The organism is Ruegeria sp. (assembly GCF_965243365.1).
GTDB lineage: Bacteria > Pseudomonadota > Alphaproteobacteria > Rhodobacterales > Rhodobacteraceae > Ruegeria.
In genome coordinates, this window is record NZ_CBDEUW010000002.1 from 1,263,186 (window position 1) to 1,279,464 (window position 16,279).

The window sequence follows — 16,279 nt, forward strand, 5'->3', positions numbered from 1 at the left end:
CAACGATGCAGCAACCTGCGCTCAGGTCAATTGACTATATCGTATTGGCAGCCATCCTGGCTCTGGCGATTGTGTTGAGGCTGATCGGCCTCAATGCTCCGCTTTGGTTTGACGAAATCGTCACCATTCAGACCTACGTGAACAGCCCCTGGAACGAAGTTCTGCAGGGCTATTCCATGAACAATCACTTCCTGTTCACCTTGCAGTCCAAGTTCTTCGCTTCGGTGTTTGGCGACCACATTTGGGCCTATCGGCTGCCATCGGTTCTTTTTGGAATTGGCACGGTATTGGCGATTTGGTGGCTTGCGCGGGATGTGGCAGGCATCAAGGTCGCGCATGTATCAGCCCTGTTGATTGCCTTGTCCTATCATCAGGTCTGGTTCTCGCAAAATGCCCGTGGCTATACCGAGCTGGCCTTCTGGAGCACCATGGGAATGATATTTTTCCTGCGCGGTGTGCGGGACCCCGGGCGAGGTGTCTGGATCGCCTATGGCATCGTACTTGCAGCAGCCGTTTTTACACATCTGACCGGAGCGTTCTTCTTTGCGGCGCAAGGGCTTATTTGGCTGGGTCTGGTGATCGCACTTGCCGTCAAAGGGCGTTTGCCGCGAGATCTTGTGCTGTCTCCGTTGATCGGTGCCGCCGTCGGGGTGCTGTTGCTGGCCATGTTCTACGCTCCGGTCGTTCCGGATGTTTTGAACACTGTCGGCACGGTTTCCGAAACCTCGGCAGTCGATCTGATGTCGGAATACCAAAACCCGATCTGGACAGTGTTCGAAGGTGTGCGCACGGCCATTGGCGGTGCTGGCAGCCTGCCCTTGGTGGTTGCTGCGTGCGTCATCGTGATGTCCTGCGTCGGCGCTGGCGCGCTGCATAATCATGCATCGCTATTCGCACTGAGCGTACTGGCGCATATCGTTCTAATGGTGGTTCTGCTGTCTGTGTTAGGAATGCGGATTTGGCCGCGTTTCTTTTTCTCGGATATCGGCTTTGTCCTGATTTTGATTGTCGCCGGCGTTTCAGCCTGCGCAGGATATGTGGGCCAACTGATAGGCCGGCCACAGCTTGGGCCCAACCTGTTCATTGCCGTCTCGGTTGTGATGATCGCTGTTTCGGTTGTGTTGATTCAGCGCAATTACACGGCTCCGAAACAGGATATGGCCGGTTCATTCGCCTTGGCCGAAGACATCCGGTCAGTCGACACCAGGGTTTACTCGGTCGGTCACAGCGGGCCTGTGTTTACAGACTATTTCGGTGCGGACTGGGGCAATCTGATGTCTCAACAGGATTATGACGCTGTTCTGTCTCAATCGGGATCGGTTGTACTGGTTGTACCGTTCCCCGCCCGGTCCGTCAGAATGATTCCAACGTTGAAAGAAGATATCGGATCGGTTTTTCAGTTGGTTCACCGGTTCCCAGGCACCCTTGGGGATGGATCCATCCTTGTTCTGAAACGAATTGGATATGACTGATCTGGTCATTGGAACCGGCCCGTCCGGGGTGTCGGTGGCCACAGCGCTTTTGGCCCGCGGGCGGCGGGTGTTGATGCTGGACGGGGGTAAAGTTCCAGAACCGAATTCCGTCACACGACGCGAAGAAATGGCCGGTACGCCACCCGAGAACTGGACCGAAGCGCAAAAAGCAGATTGGCAAGCACCGCAATTTGCAACGCCGCCTGGTCAAGTTCGGCGATTTGGTTCAGATTTCGCGATGGAACCTGCCAGGGCAACGCTATCCGCAGCGGACGACATAGGCCTTCGCGCTTCGATGGCCGAGGGCGGGTTGTCAAACCTCTGGGGGTCAGCGGTGTTGCCAAATCGCGCGCAGGATATCTTTGACTGGCCGATTGGCCCGGATGAATTGTCCCCGCACTACAAGGCTGTGGCGGATTTCATGCCAGTAAGTGGCCGCAGCGACGATCTGGAAAACGTTCTGCCTGCCTTTTCCATGCAAGGGCGAACCGCCCTAACACCATCACCGCAGGCGGGGCGGTTTTTGGACCGATTGGAGCGGCAAAAATCCAAACTTGCAGAACTGGGCGTCGTCGGGGGTACCTCGCGTTTGGCTGTGGCACCCGGTTGCACATATTGCGGTCAGTGTTTGCATGGCTGTCCGTGGGGGTTCATTTGGTCGGCACGAAACACCTTGAGCACACTGCGCAATCATCCCGAATTCGAACATCGCACAGGTGCCGTTCGCCGGTTTGACGAGACCCCGGGCAATGTATCGGTGACACTGGACACCGGGGAAACGCTCACCGCAGATCGCGTTTTTGTCGCAACGGGTGTGCTGGAAACCGCCAGGCTTTTGATGACCTCAGGCAATGGTGCCCTGACATCAATGACACTGAAGGACAGTCAGCATTTCTTTCTGCCCAGCCTACACCGATGGCGAGCACCGCGCAGGCCGGACCAGTTTCCGTTTCACACTTTGCCCCAAGCCTTTCTTGAGGTCGATGACCCTGACATCTCGCCCTACCTGGTCCATGCGCAGATTTATACGTGGAACGAGTTCTTCGCCCATGACCTGGTTTCAAATTACGGTTCAAAACTGCCTGGTACCGCCCCGTTTTGGAGAGCACTGGCCCGGCGTTTGATCGTGGCACAGGTGTTCTTGCATTCCGACCATTCGGCCAGGATCAATCTGACGCTTGCGTCAGACGGACGGCTGACACCTTCGGTTGCCCACAACGCCGAAACGCATCCGGTCATAAGCTCTGCCACATCCCGGTTGGCCAAAGCGTTCGGTAAAATCGGCCTTTCGACTCTCAGCTTTGCCGCTCGCGCCGGAGAACCGGGGTCCGGATTTCATGTTGGCGCGTCGCTGCCCATGTCATCTGACCCTTTGCAGGGGCAGTCGGACATATTGGGTCGGCCAAAGGGGTTGTCCCGCGTGCATGTTGTCGACGCGTCCGTCCTGCCAAGCATTCCAGCAACAACAATCACGTTTTCGGTTATGGCAAACGCGCATCGAATTGGAACTCTGGCGGGTTAGCCACCGTTTTCAAACAACCCAGCTTCGAGTTTTCTGGCTAGATCAACATCGCCTTTTTGATGCGCGGCGCGGGCAAACGCGGCCCCGTATTCAGTCAGAACCCTGTCTTCGTGCCAGATCTCTTCAAACGCATTCCTTGCACCGGCTGACTGCGCCTCGCGCAGACCCGGATCATGCTGCAACCCGCGCATTGCCGCAAGCAGGTCGTCCTGTGTTTCGAACAGTTTACCACCTTCTGCCCGCTCGACAATTTCGGGGAACGGTCCCAGCCGGCGCGCGATCACCGGAGTTCCCAATCGGAAGCTTTCGATCAGGATAATACCGAATGTTTCGTAGCATACCGAAGGGACAATCAACCCAATAGCCCCGCGATAATACGCGTTGAGTTCCTCCAGCGTTTTGCGCCCCAGGAACTTGATCCGGTCATTGCCAGCCGCCTGTTTTTTCAGTTCGTCCGCATAGTCGCCATCGCCAAGGATTAGAAGGTCAGCATCGGGATATTGGTCAAAGGCCGGAAATATGTCCTGTAACCCTTTGATCTTTTCCAGACGACCGACAAACAGGAAATACGGCCTTTCATGTTTTGCCGGATCCGGCAAAGCAGTCTGATCGATGTCCGGCAGGAAATAGGGCAGCACATGCATATCCTGACGCAGGCCGAATTCACGATGTTTTGTGCGGCTGAATTCACTTTTGGCAATGATCAGGTCCATGTGATCCAAGGCTCGGTCCAGCGCACCGGTGTAACGCCAAAGCTGTGGAGGACGTTTGTAATTCAGCACACATCGCAGACACTGACGCTCGTCGCACAGCTCGCGCCCGTGTCGCCACAAAACATGGGTCGGGCAAACCAACCAGTGTTCATGCGCTTCGTAGATCTTTAGGCCTTCACCCATCGGCAACAGGCCGGGCCCCCCAATGAGAGAGGTGTTGTTGTGCCAGATTATGTCCGGTTTTACCTCGGCCAGAATTTCGCGTATGCGGGCAGAGTGCATGACGGGTCGGCCAAGCTGCTGGGTCAGCAGGTTCGAAAGCATGCCATTGCGGCTGCGCAACCCGATCCGCTTGACGCCGTCCGGATTGCCTTCGGGTTGCGGTTTGCCGCCAAGGATCAGGTAACTGTCCTCATCGTGGACAACGGTGACGTCGTGGCCGCGTGCCACAAGTGCCCGGGCCATTCGTTGGATGCCAACTGCATCACCTCCGAAAGAATACGGCGGATAAAATGTCGTGAACATCAAAATGCGCAACGGTTGCATGCGAATTGTACCAAATTACCAATGACTTTTCGGCATGAAACACCATCCACAGGTCAATCGAAAGACAGAAGCTTTGCTGCCGGGCGCTTGGTTCCCTGTGTTGCGGACATGCCGCAAAAGCAGCCGGGCTTGGGCATGCCGTGATCACCATATGTGCAAATGCACAGCCCATGGTATGGTTAAGGAATAGTTCGAAAATTTGGCTTCAATCGTTTCAGATGCAAACCAACCCATCCCAAAACCCCCTGCATGTCGTCGAAATGGGCACCCAGTTCGGAATGGGAGGTATTACCCGACACATCCTGGGGCTGAGCGAATGGCTGCAGGCCCGGGGTCATCGCGTGACGCTTGCGGGTACTGCCGATATTTGGGCGGGGCCGGACAAGTACCCCGACTTCCTGGACCTTCCGACACGCTATGTGGCAGGCGACGGCGGCGGGATTGTCAATCGGTTGGGCCATACGGCCAGCGCGGCCTGGCGATTGCGCCGGTGGTTGGCCGAGAACCCAGCTGATCTGATCCATTGCCATGAATCCGCGCCCGCTCTGGTCGCCAATCTTGCGCGTATGGGACGACGCATTCCAGTTGCCGTGACCTATCACGGGTCAGAGCCCGAACGCATTGCCGCCTTTGGCCGGATCGCCTCGAAATGCGACCTTGTGATTACGCCAAGCCATCGCTCTGCCGAAGATCTGGCCACAATCGGAAACGTGCCGCAGGACAAGCTGAAGGTCATCGGGCTGGGCGTCACGCCTCCGCCTGAAGACAGCGCCGAGGACATTGCGAAATTGCGGGCCGAGCTATTGGGCAACGGTGACCGATTGATCGTCACGTTGGCGCGCCTTTTGCCGCAGAAAGGGATCGACATCCTGATTGATTGCGTCGCCCGGATGAAAGACAGCCATCCCGGTTATCGTTTCATCGTCGCCGGCGACGGACCGGACGAGGCACAATTGCATGCGCTGGCACAGGAAAAGGGGCTTGGCCCACACCTTCAGTTTATTGGCCGCACGGATAAGCCGATCCGTCTTTTGCGGGCGGCAGACCTGTTCCTGCTAACCTCGCGATGGGAAGCGCTGCCCTTCACCATTGCCGAGGCGTTTCAGGCTGGAACCCCAGCCGTGGCAACCGCCTGCTCTGGCGTGGTGGAGTTGATCGACGACGATGTTGGTGCAGTCGTGCCCATCGGCGATATCGATGCGATCTGTGCTGCGGTGGCGGATGTCCTGTCGGATGAGGCCCGCCGTCAATCCCTTGCGGAAAACGCCCTTAAACGCAGTCGGGAAGACCGCTTCGACCCGGATTGGGTGCATCGCCAATTCGAAAAAACATACCACGAATTGGCGGGCCGATTCAGTTAGCGCAACGTGTCGGGGGCGCTTGTCAGGGGCGCTTGGTGATGTATCCCCAGACCTCACCCAAAGTCCAAGCCGTCGACAGCAGCATGACATACGGCAGTGCCTTGAGATACCGCATCCCCCGCCCCTTGCTGGCCTGCAGCTTGTAGTGGCGCACCCAAAGCAGCGGCGGGATCAATGGGCCCGCCAATATCAGCATCAGCCGCTTTGCGTTACTTTGGTTGCGCACGCGGATCTCACCGAACAAACGGCCCCAGTCGAAACGTTCGGGCAGCAATTCCTTAAAGGTTGCTTTGGGGCGGAGGTGATGCACGACCACTTCGTTCGACAGCCACAGATCCTCGCCCTGTTCGATCAGGTGCCAGTGCACGATTGGCTCGTGATACCGATCCTTCCACAGGTGCTGAGTCTCATCCAGCGCCTTGCGGCTGTACGTCAGGTTCACATCCGACACCCAATCAGCTGGCCCAGTTTCGAAGGGGCGGCCATAGCGACCAAAATCCGTGACATAGAAGGCCCAGTTCAGAGGGCTGACCGGCTCCATGCATTCTATCGCGCCACCGATCACGTTCTTGCCGGTTTCGGCATAAAGCCGAACAATGGTGCGGGCCCAATCCGATTGCGGCAGGCCGCGATCTTCGAGAATACCGATAATGTCACCCGTGGCTGCGGCCAGCCCGGCCGAACGGCGTCGGTCGTAAAGCTCGTGCTTGCCCGCTTCTGACGTAATCGGACGGATCGGGTCGATGACGCCAAGATCAAGAAACCGTACCTCGGGGTAGTCATCGGCGTATTGGGCCACATCGGCGACGCTGGCGTCATACGGGATGATCACATCCAGCAGCGGCGGGTCATCGAAACTGCGCACAGCTTCCAGGAAATCACGCACATAGCTACCGCCTTGTACGATTGTAAGAACGATGGAAAGGGTCGGATCGCTGCTCATCAGATTGTCATATCCCCTAGATTTTCCAGCTCAATCGGCTGACCACTGCGCGAGCTTTCCGGAACAGCAGCGGCGATTTCGACAGCCCGCAAACCGGCAAAGCCATCTGCACAGTTCAAACCGGTTTCGCCACGCGTCAGCCGAATGAAGTCTGCCAGTTCGCCAGCAAATGACAGAACTGCGGTCGATTTCCAGGACTGCAGTTTCTCGCGCACCATGATCTCGGGGTAAAACTTGCGCACCCGCTTTGGTGTTCCACCCGGTTTGTCCATGGTGATGACCAGGTTCTGCATCGGCGCATAAGCCCCACGCACCATGCCGCGTGATCCATAAACTTCGATCACACTTTGATAACCCTTCCAGTCGTTCCAGCAGGCCTGATAGATCGCCGGAATACCGTCGGGATTCTTGAAGATCGCCACGGCATTGTCTTCGGACCCCGGCTCGTTCCAAACCTTATTAGTGGCCACCCCATAGACGCTTGTTATCTCACCCAGGATGAAACGTGTCATGTCTGTCATGTGAATGCCGACATCCCACAAGGCGCCACCGCCTGAATACTCGGCCTTATATTCCCAATCATGGGCGAAATGACCCAACCCGTCGTGGCCGCCATATACGCGAACATGGTCGATCTCTCCGATATCGCCCGAGGTGACGACCTCTTTGACATGGGCAAAGGACGGGTAGTACCGCATGTTGAAGCCCGCGCCCAACGCCTTGCCCGCCTTTTTCGCAGCTTCCACGATCCGCCGCGCCCCTTCGACAGTTGGCGCCAGCGGCTTTTCGGTCAGAACGTGCAGGCCTTCCTCAAAGGCGCGCAGGCACAAAGGCTCACGCACATGCGCGGGTGTCGAGATCACGACAGCGTCCATCGGCGTGGCGAAGAAACGATCCAAATCAGAAAATGCCGGTGCACCATCAGCCACGGCGACGGCCCGGTGAAACTCCAGATCCAGAACGGCCGCCAACTCTGCTTCGGGGTTTTCAATAATGGTCTGCACGCGCATCTGCCCGATCTTGCCGGCCGCGCCAATCACACCGATCTTCATTAAATTCCTCACTCAAAACCAAGGGGTGTCACACCCCGGACATCTATAACAGCAAATCACATAGATGCGGAGTAGCATGCGCATTCACCCTGCGCTAGGCTTCTGAAGCGCAACGATTTCATGTTTGAGTTTGAATTGGCGGGGGATTGGCAACAGTGAGATTCACCGGATCGGAAAATCTGCAAGGTCAAAAGGTCTTTGTGACCGGCGCGACCGGCTTTCTTGGCGCGCGTTTGGTGCCCGCTTTGTTAGAGAATGGAGCATCGGTCACAACCCTTTTGCGCAGTCGCCATGGCGCGAGAGAATTGGAAAGGCGCGGCGCAACGGTGGTGACCGGCGCGCTGAGCGATCGCGCGACAATCGCGGCCTCCATGCACGGGCACGACATACTGGTGCATCTGGCCTATGATGTTCGGGCCACGGCGGAAAAGAACCTGTCGGATTTTTCGGCGCTGCTAGGTGCAGCACAGGACGCGGGCATTGACCGGATCGTCCACACCAGTTCGATCGTCGTTTACGATGGCTGGCCCAACGAAGATCTGGACGAAAGCAGCCCTATCGAAAGTAATATCGGCAGCCCGTATCGCGTTGCGAAAATCGAAATGGAAAAGCAATTGCTGGCAGGGCCTGTTCCGGCGGCAATTCTTCAACCAACCTTGATTTATGGGCCCGGCAGCGCGCTGTGGACCGATCAACTTGCCGAAAATCTGGCCAATGGAACGCAGGTGATACCCGACCCCGTAGGCCTGTGTAACGGTGTCTTCGTCGATGATGTGGTGCAGACCATCCTTCGGGCCGCGCTGCTGCCGGATTTGGGCCAGGAACGGTTTATCGTCTCAGGTCCAAATCCCACGTCATGGACGGATCTTCTACAGGGATATGCCCGGATCATCGGCAAGGGAGATATCCGTACCGAACCATACGAAACCCTGTCCAACCAGCTTGGTCCCGAGCCAGAGCAGACCTCGGGCCCCGACACCGTCTCGGTCGCGGCGCGCATTAGCGCCGTGGGCCGGACCGTGCTTGGGCGACAACGGTTCGAGGCATTGGTTCGCGCCGCCAAAAAGCGCGCCTCCAAGGGCGATGGCGTGGCCTATCCCGATCGTCACATGCTGGAGCTTTTCTCGGCCCAAGGCGAATGCCGAATTACACATGCAAGATTGCGGCTGGGGTATGAGCCGAACTATCCGCTTGAAAAAGGGCTGGCGGCCACCGCAGACTATTTGCGGGGCCGGTTTGGCTGATCAGGGTCCTGCTGTTTGAAACATGCGGCCCGGAGTTCGGGGTCATCATTTGGGTTAAAGAATGTTGCATATTGGTGTTGATGCCAGTTCCTGGGAAAATGAACGTGGCTTCGGGCGGTTCACCCGAAATCTGATCCAGGCTCTGGCCGCCCGCCAGATAGGGTTCCGCTACACACTATTATTCGATCAAGAGCCGACCCGCCCTGTGCCGGAGGGCGTGGCCGTCAAAATTGCCGGATCGGATAAATCCATGTCCGAAGCCTCGTCCGGCGCATCGGCGCGCGGCGGAGCAGATTTGATTACCATGGCCCGAACGGCCCGGCGCATGGACTGCGATCTGTTCTTTTTTCCGGCCGTATATTCCTATTTCCCTCAGCTTGGTCGACGGCCGTCGGTGGTGTGTTTTCATGACACAATACCTGAACGCTTCCCCGATCTGATTTTCCCCAAAAAGCTGAACTTCCGTCTGTGGCAAGCAAAATGCTGGCTGGCCAAAAAGCAGGCAACGCGGGTGATGACAATCTCTAAGGCGTCGGCAGATGACCTTGAGCGCATTTTGCACGTTCCCGCAAACCGAACCGACATAATCACCGAAGGGGCAGAGGCGGTGTTTCGACCCATCGATGACACGCAGCTTCTGGAACAGACACGGCAGGCACATGGCATCCCAAAGGATGCCCCCCTTCTGGTCTATGTCGGCGGATTTAATCGGCATAAGAACGTACTGCGCCTGATCGAGGCGATGCCCGCCATACTGGACCGCGCACCTGATACCAAGCTGGCGATTGTCGGACGCACCACGGGCGCCCGGTTTTGGGACAATGTCGAGGACCTCAAGGCCAGCGCCGCCGCAGACGCTGCCAGGTCGAACAGCATTGTTTTCACCGGTGAGATTGACGACGAACAGTTGACTTTATTGCTCAACACCGCCGACGCGCTGGTCTTTCCGTCTCTGTGGGAGGGGTTTGGTCTGCCCGCGCTTGAGGCCATGTCGTGTGGCACGCCCGTTCTCAGTTCCGACCGCGGCAGCCTGCCTGAAGTGGTGGGCGATGGGGGGCTGTACTTTGATCCGCTTTCGGACACAGGGCTGGCAGAACAGACCATTCGTTTGCTGACCGAACCGGGGATGCGCGATGCATATTCCGCCAAGGCCCTTTCGCAGGCCTCAAAGTTCAGCTGGGACAAAGGCGCAGAACTGGCAGAAGCGAGCTTTAGAAAAGCACTCGGCAAGGTTTGAACCAAACGGGCAACTAAACGCGACTTAACTGGGGCTTTGTTGCCAATTTGGACACGCACAAAACAAAATCATCCGGTCGCTCCAGCTTGTTCTGGACTTCGAAATCCAAAACAACACAATGGGCGCGTGTTTTTCTGATTAATTGGGTACTTGTCCAAATGCTACGGCTTTCATTTCCACTGATATCTTGCCGCATCGAAACTGTCGGGGGTGGGAAGCACGCTTGAACAGTGGCGCCCAGTGCGTTTCAAACCATGGGACGGCCGGAAGTGTCGCATACAGGCCGAGGATGATTTTTTGCTTTTGAGTGTTCGAATTTTGCCAAATTTGCCAACTATGCTTTCTTGAAAACAGTATAACGACCATGCCGCACCATAAACCTTCTTGGCCTGATCCGGACTCTAACACAGACCTCAGATCGGGACCGGCAATTAGATTAGAAATAAAGGACAGTTCAGCTCTATGAACAATGTGACTGAAATGACCGCCTCGGATGAGTTGGCCGCACCAAACACTGCGGACATGGAACTCAGCGTCGTTATCCCGGCTTATAACGAAGAAAACGCTGTTCGCAGTACAATCGACGACGTGCGCGAACATCTTGATCCGCTTGGCATCCCCTACGAAATCATCGTGGTTGATGACGCAAGTCAGGACGCCACCCGCGCGCGCGCGCAGGAAACCGGTGTCATTGTTACCTATAACGACGTCAATTCCGGCTATGGTGCCAGCCTTAAACGCGGGATCAAAATGGCGCAGTACGACTATGTCGCCATCATGGACGCTGATGGCACATATCCCGCGCGCTTCTTGCCTGAAATGCTGGCCTTGTGTCGGGATCAGGACATGGTTGTCGGTGACCGCGGCGCTGCCATGAAAAATGTCCCGCTGCTGCGCAGGCCCGCCAAAAAGTTCCTGTTTGCGTTTGCGTCATTTCTGGCCGAGCGCAAGATCAATGACCTCAATTCCGGTATGCGGGTCTTCCGCAAGACCGAGTTGATCCCGTTTTTGCCGCTGTTGCCACAGAATTTCTCGTTCACAACGACGATCACGCTGTGCATGACGTCGAATGGCAAGCGCATGATCTATACGCCGATCGAATACGGCAAACGGGTCGGTAAATCGAAAATCCGGCCAATCGACTTTCTGAACTTTATCATTCTGATCCTGCGGATCAGCACCCTGTTCAACCCGCTGCGGGTTTTCATCCCGTTGGGTCTGGTCTTTTTCGGCCTTGGTTTTCTCAAGACGCTCTACGACCTGACACAGTGGAACCTGAGTGAAACGGCCGTATTCTCGTTCCTAGCCGCCATCATGATCTGGTCGCTTGGCCTGATCGCGGACATGATTTCGCGGCTGCATCTCAGGCCGTAAGATGAGCACTTCGCCCTCTTCCTTAAAGATCCGGCGCGGCTGGATCATAAGGGCCGTGGGCTCTTTGATATTGCTGTCGATCCTGTTCTGGTTGCTGCCGTTTGATCAGATCCGGCAGGCGTTCGAGTCGATTTCCCTAAGGGTCTTTCTGCTGGTTTTGGCGCTGTTCTTGCTCGCACATGTCGCAGCCGCCCTGAAATGGTGGCTGCTGCTGGACCGAGAATTTCCGCCGCTTATGGCAATTCGCGCGCATTTCGCGGGACTTGCCGCCAATCTCTGTCTGCCCGGCGCAATCGGTGGGGACGCTGTTCGGGCCGGGTTGGCGCAAACGGTTGTCAAAGATGGGGCGCATGTGGTTGCCGTGGCTGCGGTTGATCGCCTGATCGACATGCTGGCCCTGCTGACGGTATCCGGCATCGGCCTGGTCTTGTCGCGGCATGCAGGTGCAGACGGCGGAATGATACTTCAGGTAGGCCTGTTTCTTGCGGTTGCCGTCGCCGGTGTCATTGCGTTACCGCGCCTTCTGCCTATCCCATGGCGGATTGCCCCATCCCTGCCCGGCCGCAGCTTCGCCGAGAGGTTGAGCGTGGCTTTTGCTGAGTTTCGACGCAAGCCTGCTCTTCTTTCCTTGGCCTTTGTGGCTTCGACCGCGATCCAATGTCTGCTCGCGGGTCTGGCTTGGTGGCTTGCAGTTTCGGCAGGTACCGGTGTTGAAATCGGTCACTGGCTCTTTGCCTGGCCGCTGGCCAAAATCGTCGCCGTGTTGCCGGTGTCATTAAATGGGTTGGGTCTGCGAGAGGCCACATTGGCCGTATTTCTGACCCCATTCGGAGCTGACCCATCCGTTATCGTTGCGGCTGGCCTGATGTGGCAGGCGGTCTTGTTTGTTGCAGGCGGAATTGGCGCGCTGGTGTTCAGCCTGCCCGGGCTGAAACTGGCCCCCCGCCCCACCGGAAAGGAAGATTACAAGTGACGGATGTTTCCCGACAGACTGCGGGCACGGATAAGCCCCATATCATTATTCTTGGTGCCGGACCGGCAGGTTTGGCTGCCGCGCATACCCTGACCAGCAAAGGGCAGGCGCGTGTCACAGTGATTGAACGCGCCGCCCAGGCCGGAGGCAATTCGGCCTCGTTCCCGATTGAGGGCGTTACTTGCGATTTTGGCTCGCATCGTTTCCATCCGGCCGCCGAGCCGGAAGTGCTTGATGATGTAAAGAAGTTACTGGGTGACGACCTGCTTTTGCGGCCCCGGCACGGGCGAATTCGATTGGGCGGGAAGTGGATTCATTTCCCGCTAAAGCTAACCGATGCCCTGATGCGCCTTCCAAAGCCTTTCGCGCTGTCTCTGATCGGTGACATGGTCCTGAAGCCGTTCCGCAAAAAGAACACAGGCCCCGAGACATTCTCGACAGTTCTTTATGATGGCTTAGGGCCGACAATCTCGGAAAATTTCTATTTCCCATATGTGCGAAAACTTTGGGGCCTTGATCCGGACAAACTGGCTGTCACGTTGGCGGAACGCCGGGTCGGCAGCGGTTCGGTGGGCAAAATCCTCATGAAAATGTTGCGGCTGATGCCGGGGCTGCGCAGCGAAACCGCAGGACGGTTCTACTATCCGCGCAGGGGATTTGGGCAGATATCGGATGCGATGCTGCAAAGCGCCCGCAACAATGGTGCTGAATTCCTGTTCGAGACTGAGATCACCGGAATCCAGCGAGAAGGCGATCGTGTCACAGGGCTGACCATTCGCGGCGACAATGGTGAAACCCGGGTGGATGGTGATTTGATTCTGTCGACCATCCCGCTGACAGGCCTCACACGCCTGATCAACGACCCCCCGTCCGCAGTGGTCGAGGCCGCCCGTACGATCCGGTTCCGTGGAATGATCCTGCTGTACCTGATTCTGGAAACCGACCAGTTCACAGAATTCGACGCGCATTATTTCCCGGAAACCTCGATTCCGATCAGCCGGATGTCTGAACCCAAAAACTACCCCGCCTCGTCCGAGCCGAAGGGTGTGACCGTACTGTGTGCAGAACTGCCATGCGACCCCGGTGAGAAATGGTGGGACATGTCCGATGAAGAACTGGGGCAGGCCTTTACGGGTTGGCTGGGACAGCTTGGATTGCCCGTCAACGTCCCGGTCCGCCGTTGCGAGACACGAAGACTCAGCCACGCTTACCCTGTTTACGACGTCGACTACCAAAGCCGGTTTGATACCGTCGATCAGTGGTTGCTGGGACTGGATGGATTGTTGGTTTTCGGGCGGCAGGGTTTGTTTGCCCACGACAACACCCACCATGCATTTGCCATGGCCTACGCTGCGGCCGAGGTCATCGGACCAAATGGTCAGGTCGATCGCGAAAAATGGAACAAATACCGCGAAGTGTTTGCCACCCATATTGTCGAGGATTGATCCGTGGCCGGAGCTCAGCTCGACATATTGATGTATCATTCGATATCCGATGACCCGGGTCCGACATCAATCTCTCCGCGCGTGTTTGGTGAACAGATGCAGGCTTTGGCCGAATCCGGCCTGCCAGTCGTGTCTCCGGATGCGATGGCCAAACCGCCGTTGACCCGCTCGGTGGTCATTACCTTTGACGATGGGTTCACCGACTTTGATAGCGTCGCCTGGCCGATTATGCGCGATCTGGGATTTACGCCTATCGTTTACCTTCCGTCCGGTCTTATGGGCCAATCCGAAAACTGGGTTGGGTGCAATACTCCACCCCGTCCGCTGATGGGCTGGGATCGGGTCGAAAAGCTGGCCGCCGAAGGTGTGGTTTTTGGTGCCCACAGTATTACACACCCGGACTTGTCCACATTATCTCCGACCGCGCTGGATCACGAGGTTTTCCGATCAGGTCAGGATATCGCCGCCCGCCTTGGGCAACCGGTTCGTCACTTCGCCCCGCCATATGGCGCGACCTCGGCGGCAGTGCAACAATGCGTCGCCCGACATTACGCCACATCTGTGGGCACCAGACTGGGGGTGGCCAAGCTAAACGCTGATCTTTATGACCTGCCCCGGCTGGAGATGTTCTATTTCACCGATATTGCCCGATGGAAATCGCATCTGTCGGGGCGGGGCAATGCTTATCTGGCCACACGACAAGCCCTGCGGCGCATCCGTAGCACTGCAATGCGAAGTATTGAGAAGTTCGCCCCGACCCGCCACTGAGGAAAACACACCTCCTCGCACCTCGAAACGCATCCCGGATCAGAAAACAGAGCGCGAAAAATGGATGTATTGTCCAAATTTTCCAAACAGTGTTTGATGGCTTTTTCGGATTCCAACAAATGTGTTGGCTTTGCCCTTTATCCCCTTCATCCTGTTGGCCGAAATCAAGCCGTTTTCGCGGATAAATCCGCCTGTATTCCAGTGTGACTTTGTATAATCAGGTTTAATCATGAATTACGAAACCTCGCATCATCAGTCCCTCACGCAGCTTATCGCGGCCCGTGACGCCCGGGTTGCCGTGGTTGGGTTGGGCTATGTCGGCTTGCCGCTGGCCTTGACCGCATATGACAACGGGTTTGACACGACCGGGGTTGATTTGAACCCGGATCGGGTGGCCCGGATCAATCAGGGCGAACAGGTCATTTCGTATCTGGCGCAGGATCGGGTTGCGCAAGCCGTTGATAGCGGCCGTTTCCGGGCGACTCAGGATGCAGCCGCATTGTCCGAGGCGGACATCATATTGATTTGCGTACCGACCCCGCTGACGGACGTGCAAGAGCCTGACATGCGGTTCGTCGCCGCCGCTGCCCGGACTATCGGCCAGCATCTTCGCCCGGGCCAATTGGTGGTTCTGGAAAGCAGCGTCTGGCCGGGGGCTACGACTACTCTGGTTCAGCCTTTGCTGGAGGCAGGCGGGCTGCGCGCCGGCACTGACTTCTTCCTGGCCTTTTCGCCCGAGCGTGAGGATCCCGGCAACGACAAGTTCGACACGCACAGCATCCCCAAGGTGGTTGGCGCTGACGACCCGCAATCCCGGCAACTGGTCGAAGATTTTTATCGTTCGATCGTCACCAGCGCCGTACCCGTCAGTTCTGCCGCGACGGCCGAGGCGGTCAAACTGGTCGAAAACAGTTTTCGCACGGTCAATATCGCCCTCGTCAACGAACTGAAGACCGCGCTTGAGGCGATGGACGTGGATGTTTGGGAGGTGATCGAGGCCGCCGCGACCAAACCCTTTGGATTTATGCCTTTCTATCCGGGCCCGGGTATCGGTGGGGCATGTATTCCGGTGTCTCCTGCTTATCTGGCCTGGCGTGCAGCAGATGCGGGGTCGGATACTCCGATCATCAACCTGGCGCGCAGCAGCAACGATGGCGTTCCTGCCGCGCTGGCCGCACGGATGGCGGCAGAACTGACAGCGCGCAATGGCTCGGCACTGGCCGAAACCGGACAACCGCTGACCGGACAACGCATCCTGCTGATGGGGATCGCGTATAAACGCGATGTCGAAGATACCCGCCGCAGCCCCGCGCTGGTCCTTCTGGACGAGCTTGAGAAGTTGGGCGCCACAGTAGATTACCACGATCCGTTCTTTCCCCGTCTGCCCGAGGGCGGCGAATACCCGCAATTGGCGGGACGCACCTCGGAACCGCTGACGGCAGAGAATCTCAAGCGCTATGCCGCGGTGGCTGTCATTACAGACCATAGCGCAATGGATTACGATCTGGTCGCGCACGAGGCGTCCCTGATCTTTGATACAAGAAACGTTTTTGCAAAAGCCGGGATTTCTGTAGCGGGCAGCAGGCTTGTGAAACTCTGATGCAGCACCCGCCCAGCGAAGCAAATCCA

The 16,279-nt window shown here is 57.1% G+C and carries 13 protein-coding genes; 10 read left to right on the forward strand and 3 right to left on the reverse strand.

The window, feature by feature from the left end:
- Window positions 1-5: 5 nt before the first annotated feature.
- Both ACP0GE_RS09945 and ACP0GE_RS09950 read left to right on the forward strand, forming a co-directional pair.
- A complete protein-coding gene (locus ACP0GE_RS09945) occupies window positions 6-1,472 on the forward strand; it encodes a glycosyltransferase family 39 protein (protein ID WP_424831792.1) in 1,467 nt (488 codons plus the stop codon).
- A complete protein-coding gene (locus ACP0GE_RS09950; RefSeq protein ID WP_424831793.1) occupies window positions 1,465-2,994 on the forward strand; it encodes a GMC oxidoreductase in 1,530 nt (509 codons plus the stop codon). Before ACP0GE_RS09945 ends, ACP0GE_RS09950 begins: the two co-directional genes overlap by 8 nt.
- On the opposite strand, the gene ACP0GE_RS09955 is transcribed toward ACP0GE_RS09950, so the two are convergent.
- Window positions 2,991-4,253, reverse strand: a complete 1,263-nt coding sequence (locus tag ACP0GE_RS09955) for a glycosyltransferase (protein WP_424831794.1) — start codon at window positions 4,251-4,253, stop codon at window positions 2,991-2,993. The two genes, ACP0GE_RS09950 and ACP0GE_RS09955, sit on opposite strands and share 4 nt — an antisense overlap.
- A 260-nt stretch (window positions 4,254-4,513) precedes the next feature.
- On the opposite strand from ACP0GE_RS09955, the gene ACP0GE_RS09960 reads away from it, so the two are divergent.
- The gene (locus ACP0GE_RS09960; RefSeq protein WP_424831795.1) at window positions 4,514-5,614 is read left to right on the forward strand and encodes a glycosyltransferase family 4 protein; all 1,101 of its coding nucleotides are present in this window, start codon (window positions 4,514-4,516) and stop codon (window positions 5,612-5,614) included.
- A 22-nt stretch (window positions 5,615-5,636) separates the two neighbouring features.
- Here the strand turns inward: ACP0GE_RS09960 and ACP0GE_RS09965 are convergent, their stop codons facing one another.
- Together ACP0GE_RS09965 and ACP0GE_RS09970 are read right to left on the reverse strand one after the other, a co-directional pair.
- On the reverse strand, window positions 5,637-6,557 hold the full coding sequence (locus ACP0GE_RS09965; protein WP_424831796.1) for a glycosyltransferase: 921 nt from the start codon (window positions 6,555-6,557) through the stop codon (window positions 5,637-5,639).
- Window positions 6,557-7,609, reverse strand: coding sequence for a Gfo/Idh/MocA family protein (locus tag ACP0GE_RS09970; RefSeq protein WP_424831797.1), 1,053 nt, complete (start codon window positions 7,607-7,609; stop codon window positions 6,557-6,559). The genes ACP0GE_RS09965 and ACP0GE_RS09970 overlap by 1 nt, the downstream gene beginning before the upstream one ends.
- A gap of 155 nt (window positions 7,610-7,764) precedes the next feature.
- Here ACP0GE_RS09970 and ACP0GE_RS09975 point away from each other — a divergent pair, with 155 nt between their 5' ends.
- The 7 genes from ACP0GE_RS09975 (at window position 7,765) to ACP0GE_RS10005 (ending at window position 16,250) form a co-directional block, all read left to right on the forward strand.
- Window positions 7,765-8,853, forward strand: a complete 1,089-nt coding sequence (locus tag ACP0GE_RS09975; protein ID WP_424831798.1) for an NAD-dependent epimerase/dehydratase family protein — start codon at window positions 7,765-7,767, stop codon at window positions 8,851-8,853.
- Window positions 8,854-8,914: 61 nt separating this feature from the next.
- On the forward strand, window positions 8,915-10,090 hold the full coding sequence (locus tag ACP0GE_RS09980; protein WP_424831799.1) for a glycosyltransferase family 4 protein: 1,176 nt from the start codon (window positions 8,915-8,917) through the stop codon (window positions 10,088-10,090).
- Between the two features lie 462 nt (window positions 10,091-10,552).
- Window positions 10,553-11,464: a glycosyltransferase family 2 protein gene (locus ACP0GE_RS09985; RefSeq protein WP_424831800.1), complete on the forward strand. Its 912-nt coding sequence runs from the start codon at window positions 10,553-10,555 to the stop codon at window positions 11,462-11,464.
- 1 nt (window position 11,465) lies between these two features.
- The gene (locus ACP0GE_RS09990; RefSeq protein WP_424831801.1) at window positions 11,466-12,437 is read left to right on the forward strand and encodes a lysylphosphatidylglycerol synthase transmembrane domain-containing protein; all 972 of its coding nucleotides are present in this window, start codon (window positions 11,466-11,468) and stop codon (window positions 12,435-12,437) included.
- On the forward strand, window positions 12,434-13,882 hold the full coding sequence (locus tag ACP0GE_RS09995) for a protoporphyrinogen/coproporphyrinogen oxidase (RefSeq protein WP_424831802.1): 1,449 nt from the start codon (window positions 12,434-12,436) through the stop codon (window positions 13,880-13,882). Before ACP0GE_RS09990 ends, ACP0GE_RS09995 begins: the two co-directional genes overlap by 4 nt.
- A gap of 3 nt (window positions 13,883-13,885) precedes the next feature.
- Complete coding sequence (locus ACP0GE_RS10000) at window positions 13,886-14,650, forward strand: polysaccharide deacetylase family protein (RefSeq protein WP_424831803.1); 765 nt, start codon at window positions 13,886-13,888, stop codon at window positions 14,648-14,650.
- A gap of 229 nt (window positions 14,651-14,879) precedes the next feature.
- Window positions 14,880-16,250 (forward strand): nucleotide sugar dehydrogenase, encoded by a 1,371-nt coding sequence (locus ACP0GE_RS10005; RefSeq protein WP_424831804.1) that lies wholly within the window; start codon window positions 14,880-14,882, stop codon window positions 16,248-16,250.
- Window positions 16,251-16,279: the final 29 nt, after the last annotated feature.

Excerpts from the sequence above, each read along its gene's own strand:
- ACP0GE_RS09980 (WP_424831799.1), top strand. The coding sequence starts at position 8,915 with ATGTTGCATATTGGTGTTGATGCCAGTTCCTGGGAAAATGAACGTGGC.
- ACP0GE_RS09960 (WP_424831795.1), top strand. The coding sequence starts at position 4,514 with ATGGGCACCCAGTTCGGAATGGGAGGTATTACCCGACACATCCTGGGG.
- ACP0GE_RS09955 (WP_424831794.1), bottom strand. The coding sequence starts at position 4,253 with ATGCAACCGTTGCGCATTTTGATGTTCACGACATTTTATCCGCCGTAT.
- ACP0GE_RS09945 (WP_424831792.1), top strand. The coding sequence starts at position 6 with ATGCAGCAACCTGCGCTCAGGTCAATTGACTATATCGTATTGGCAGCC.
- ACP0GE_RS09950 (WP_424831793.1), top strand. The coding sequence starts at position 1,465 with ATGACTGATCTGGTCATTGGAACCGGCCCGTCCGGGGTGTCGGTGGCC.
- ACP0GE_RS09965 (WP_424831796.1), bottom strand. The coding sequence starts at position 6,557 with ATGAGCAGCGATCCGACCCTTTCCATCGTTCTTACAATCGTACAAGGC.
- ACP0GE_RS09990 (WP_424831801.1), top strand. The coding sequence starts at position 11,466 with ATGAGCACTTCGCCCTCTTCCTTAAAGATCCGGCGCGGCTGGATCATA.
- ACP0GE_RS09970 (WP_424831797.1), bottom strand. The coding sequence starts at position 7,609 with ATGAAGATCGGTGTGATTGGCGCGGCCGGCAAGATCGGGCAGATGCGC.
- ACP0GE_RS10005 (WP_424831804.1), top strand. The coding sequence starts at position 14,880 with ATGAATTACGAAACCTCGCATCATCAGTCCCTCACGCAGCTTATCGCG.
- ACP0GE_RS09985 (WP_424831800.1), top strand. The coding sequence starts at position 10,553 with ATGAACAATGTGACTGAAATGACCGCCTCGGATGAGTTGGCCGCACCA.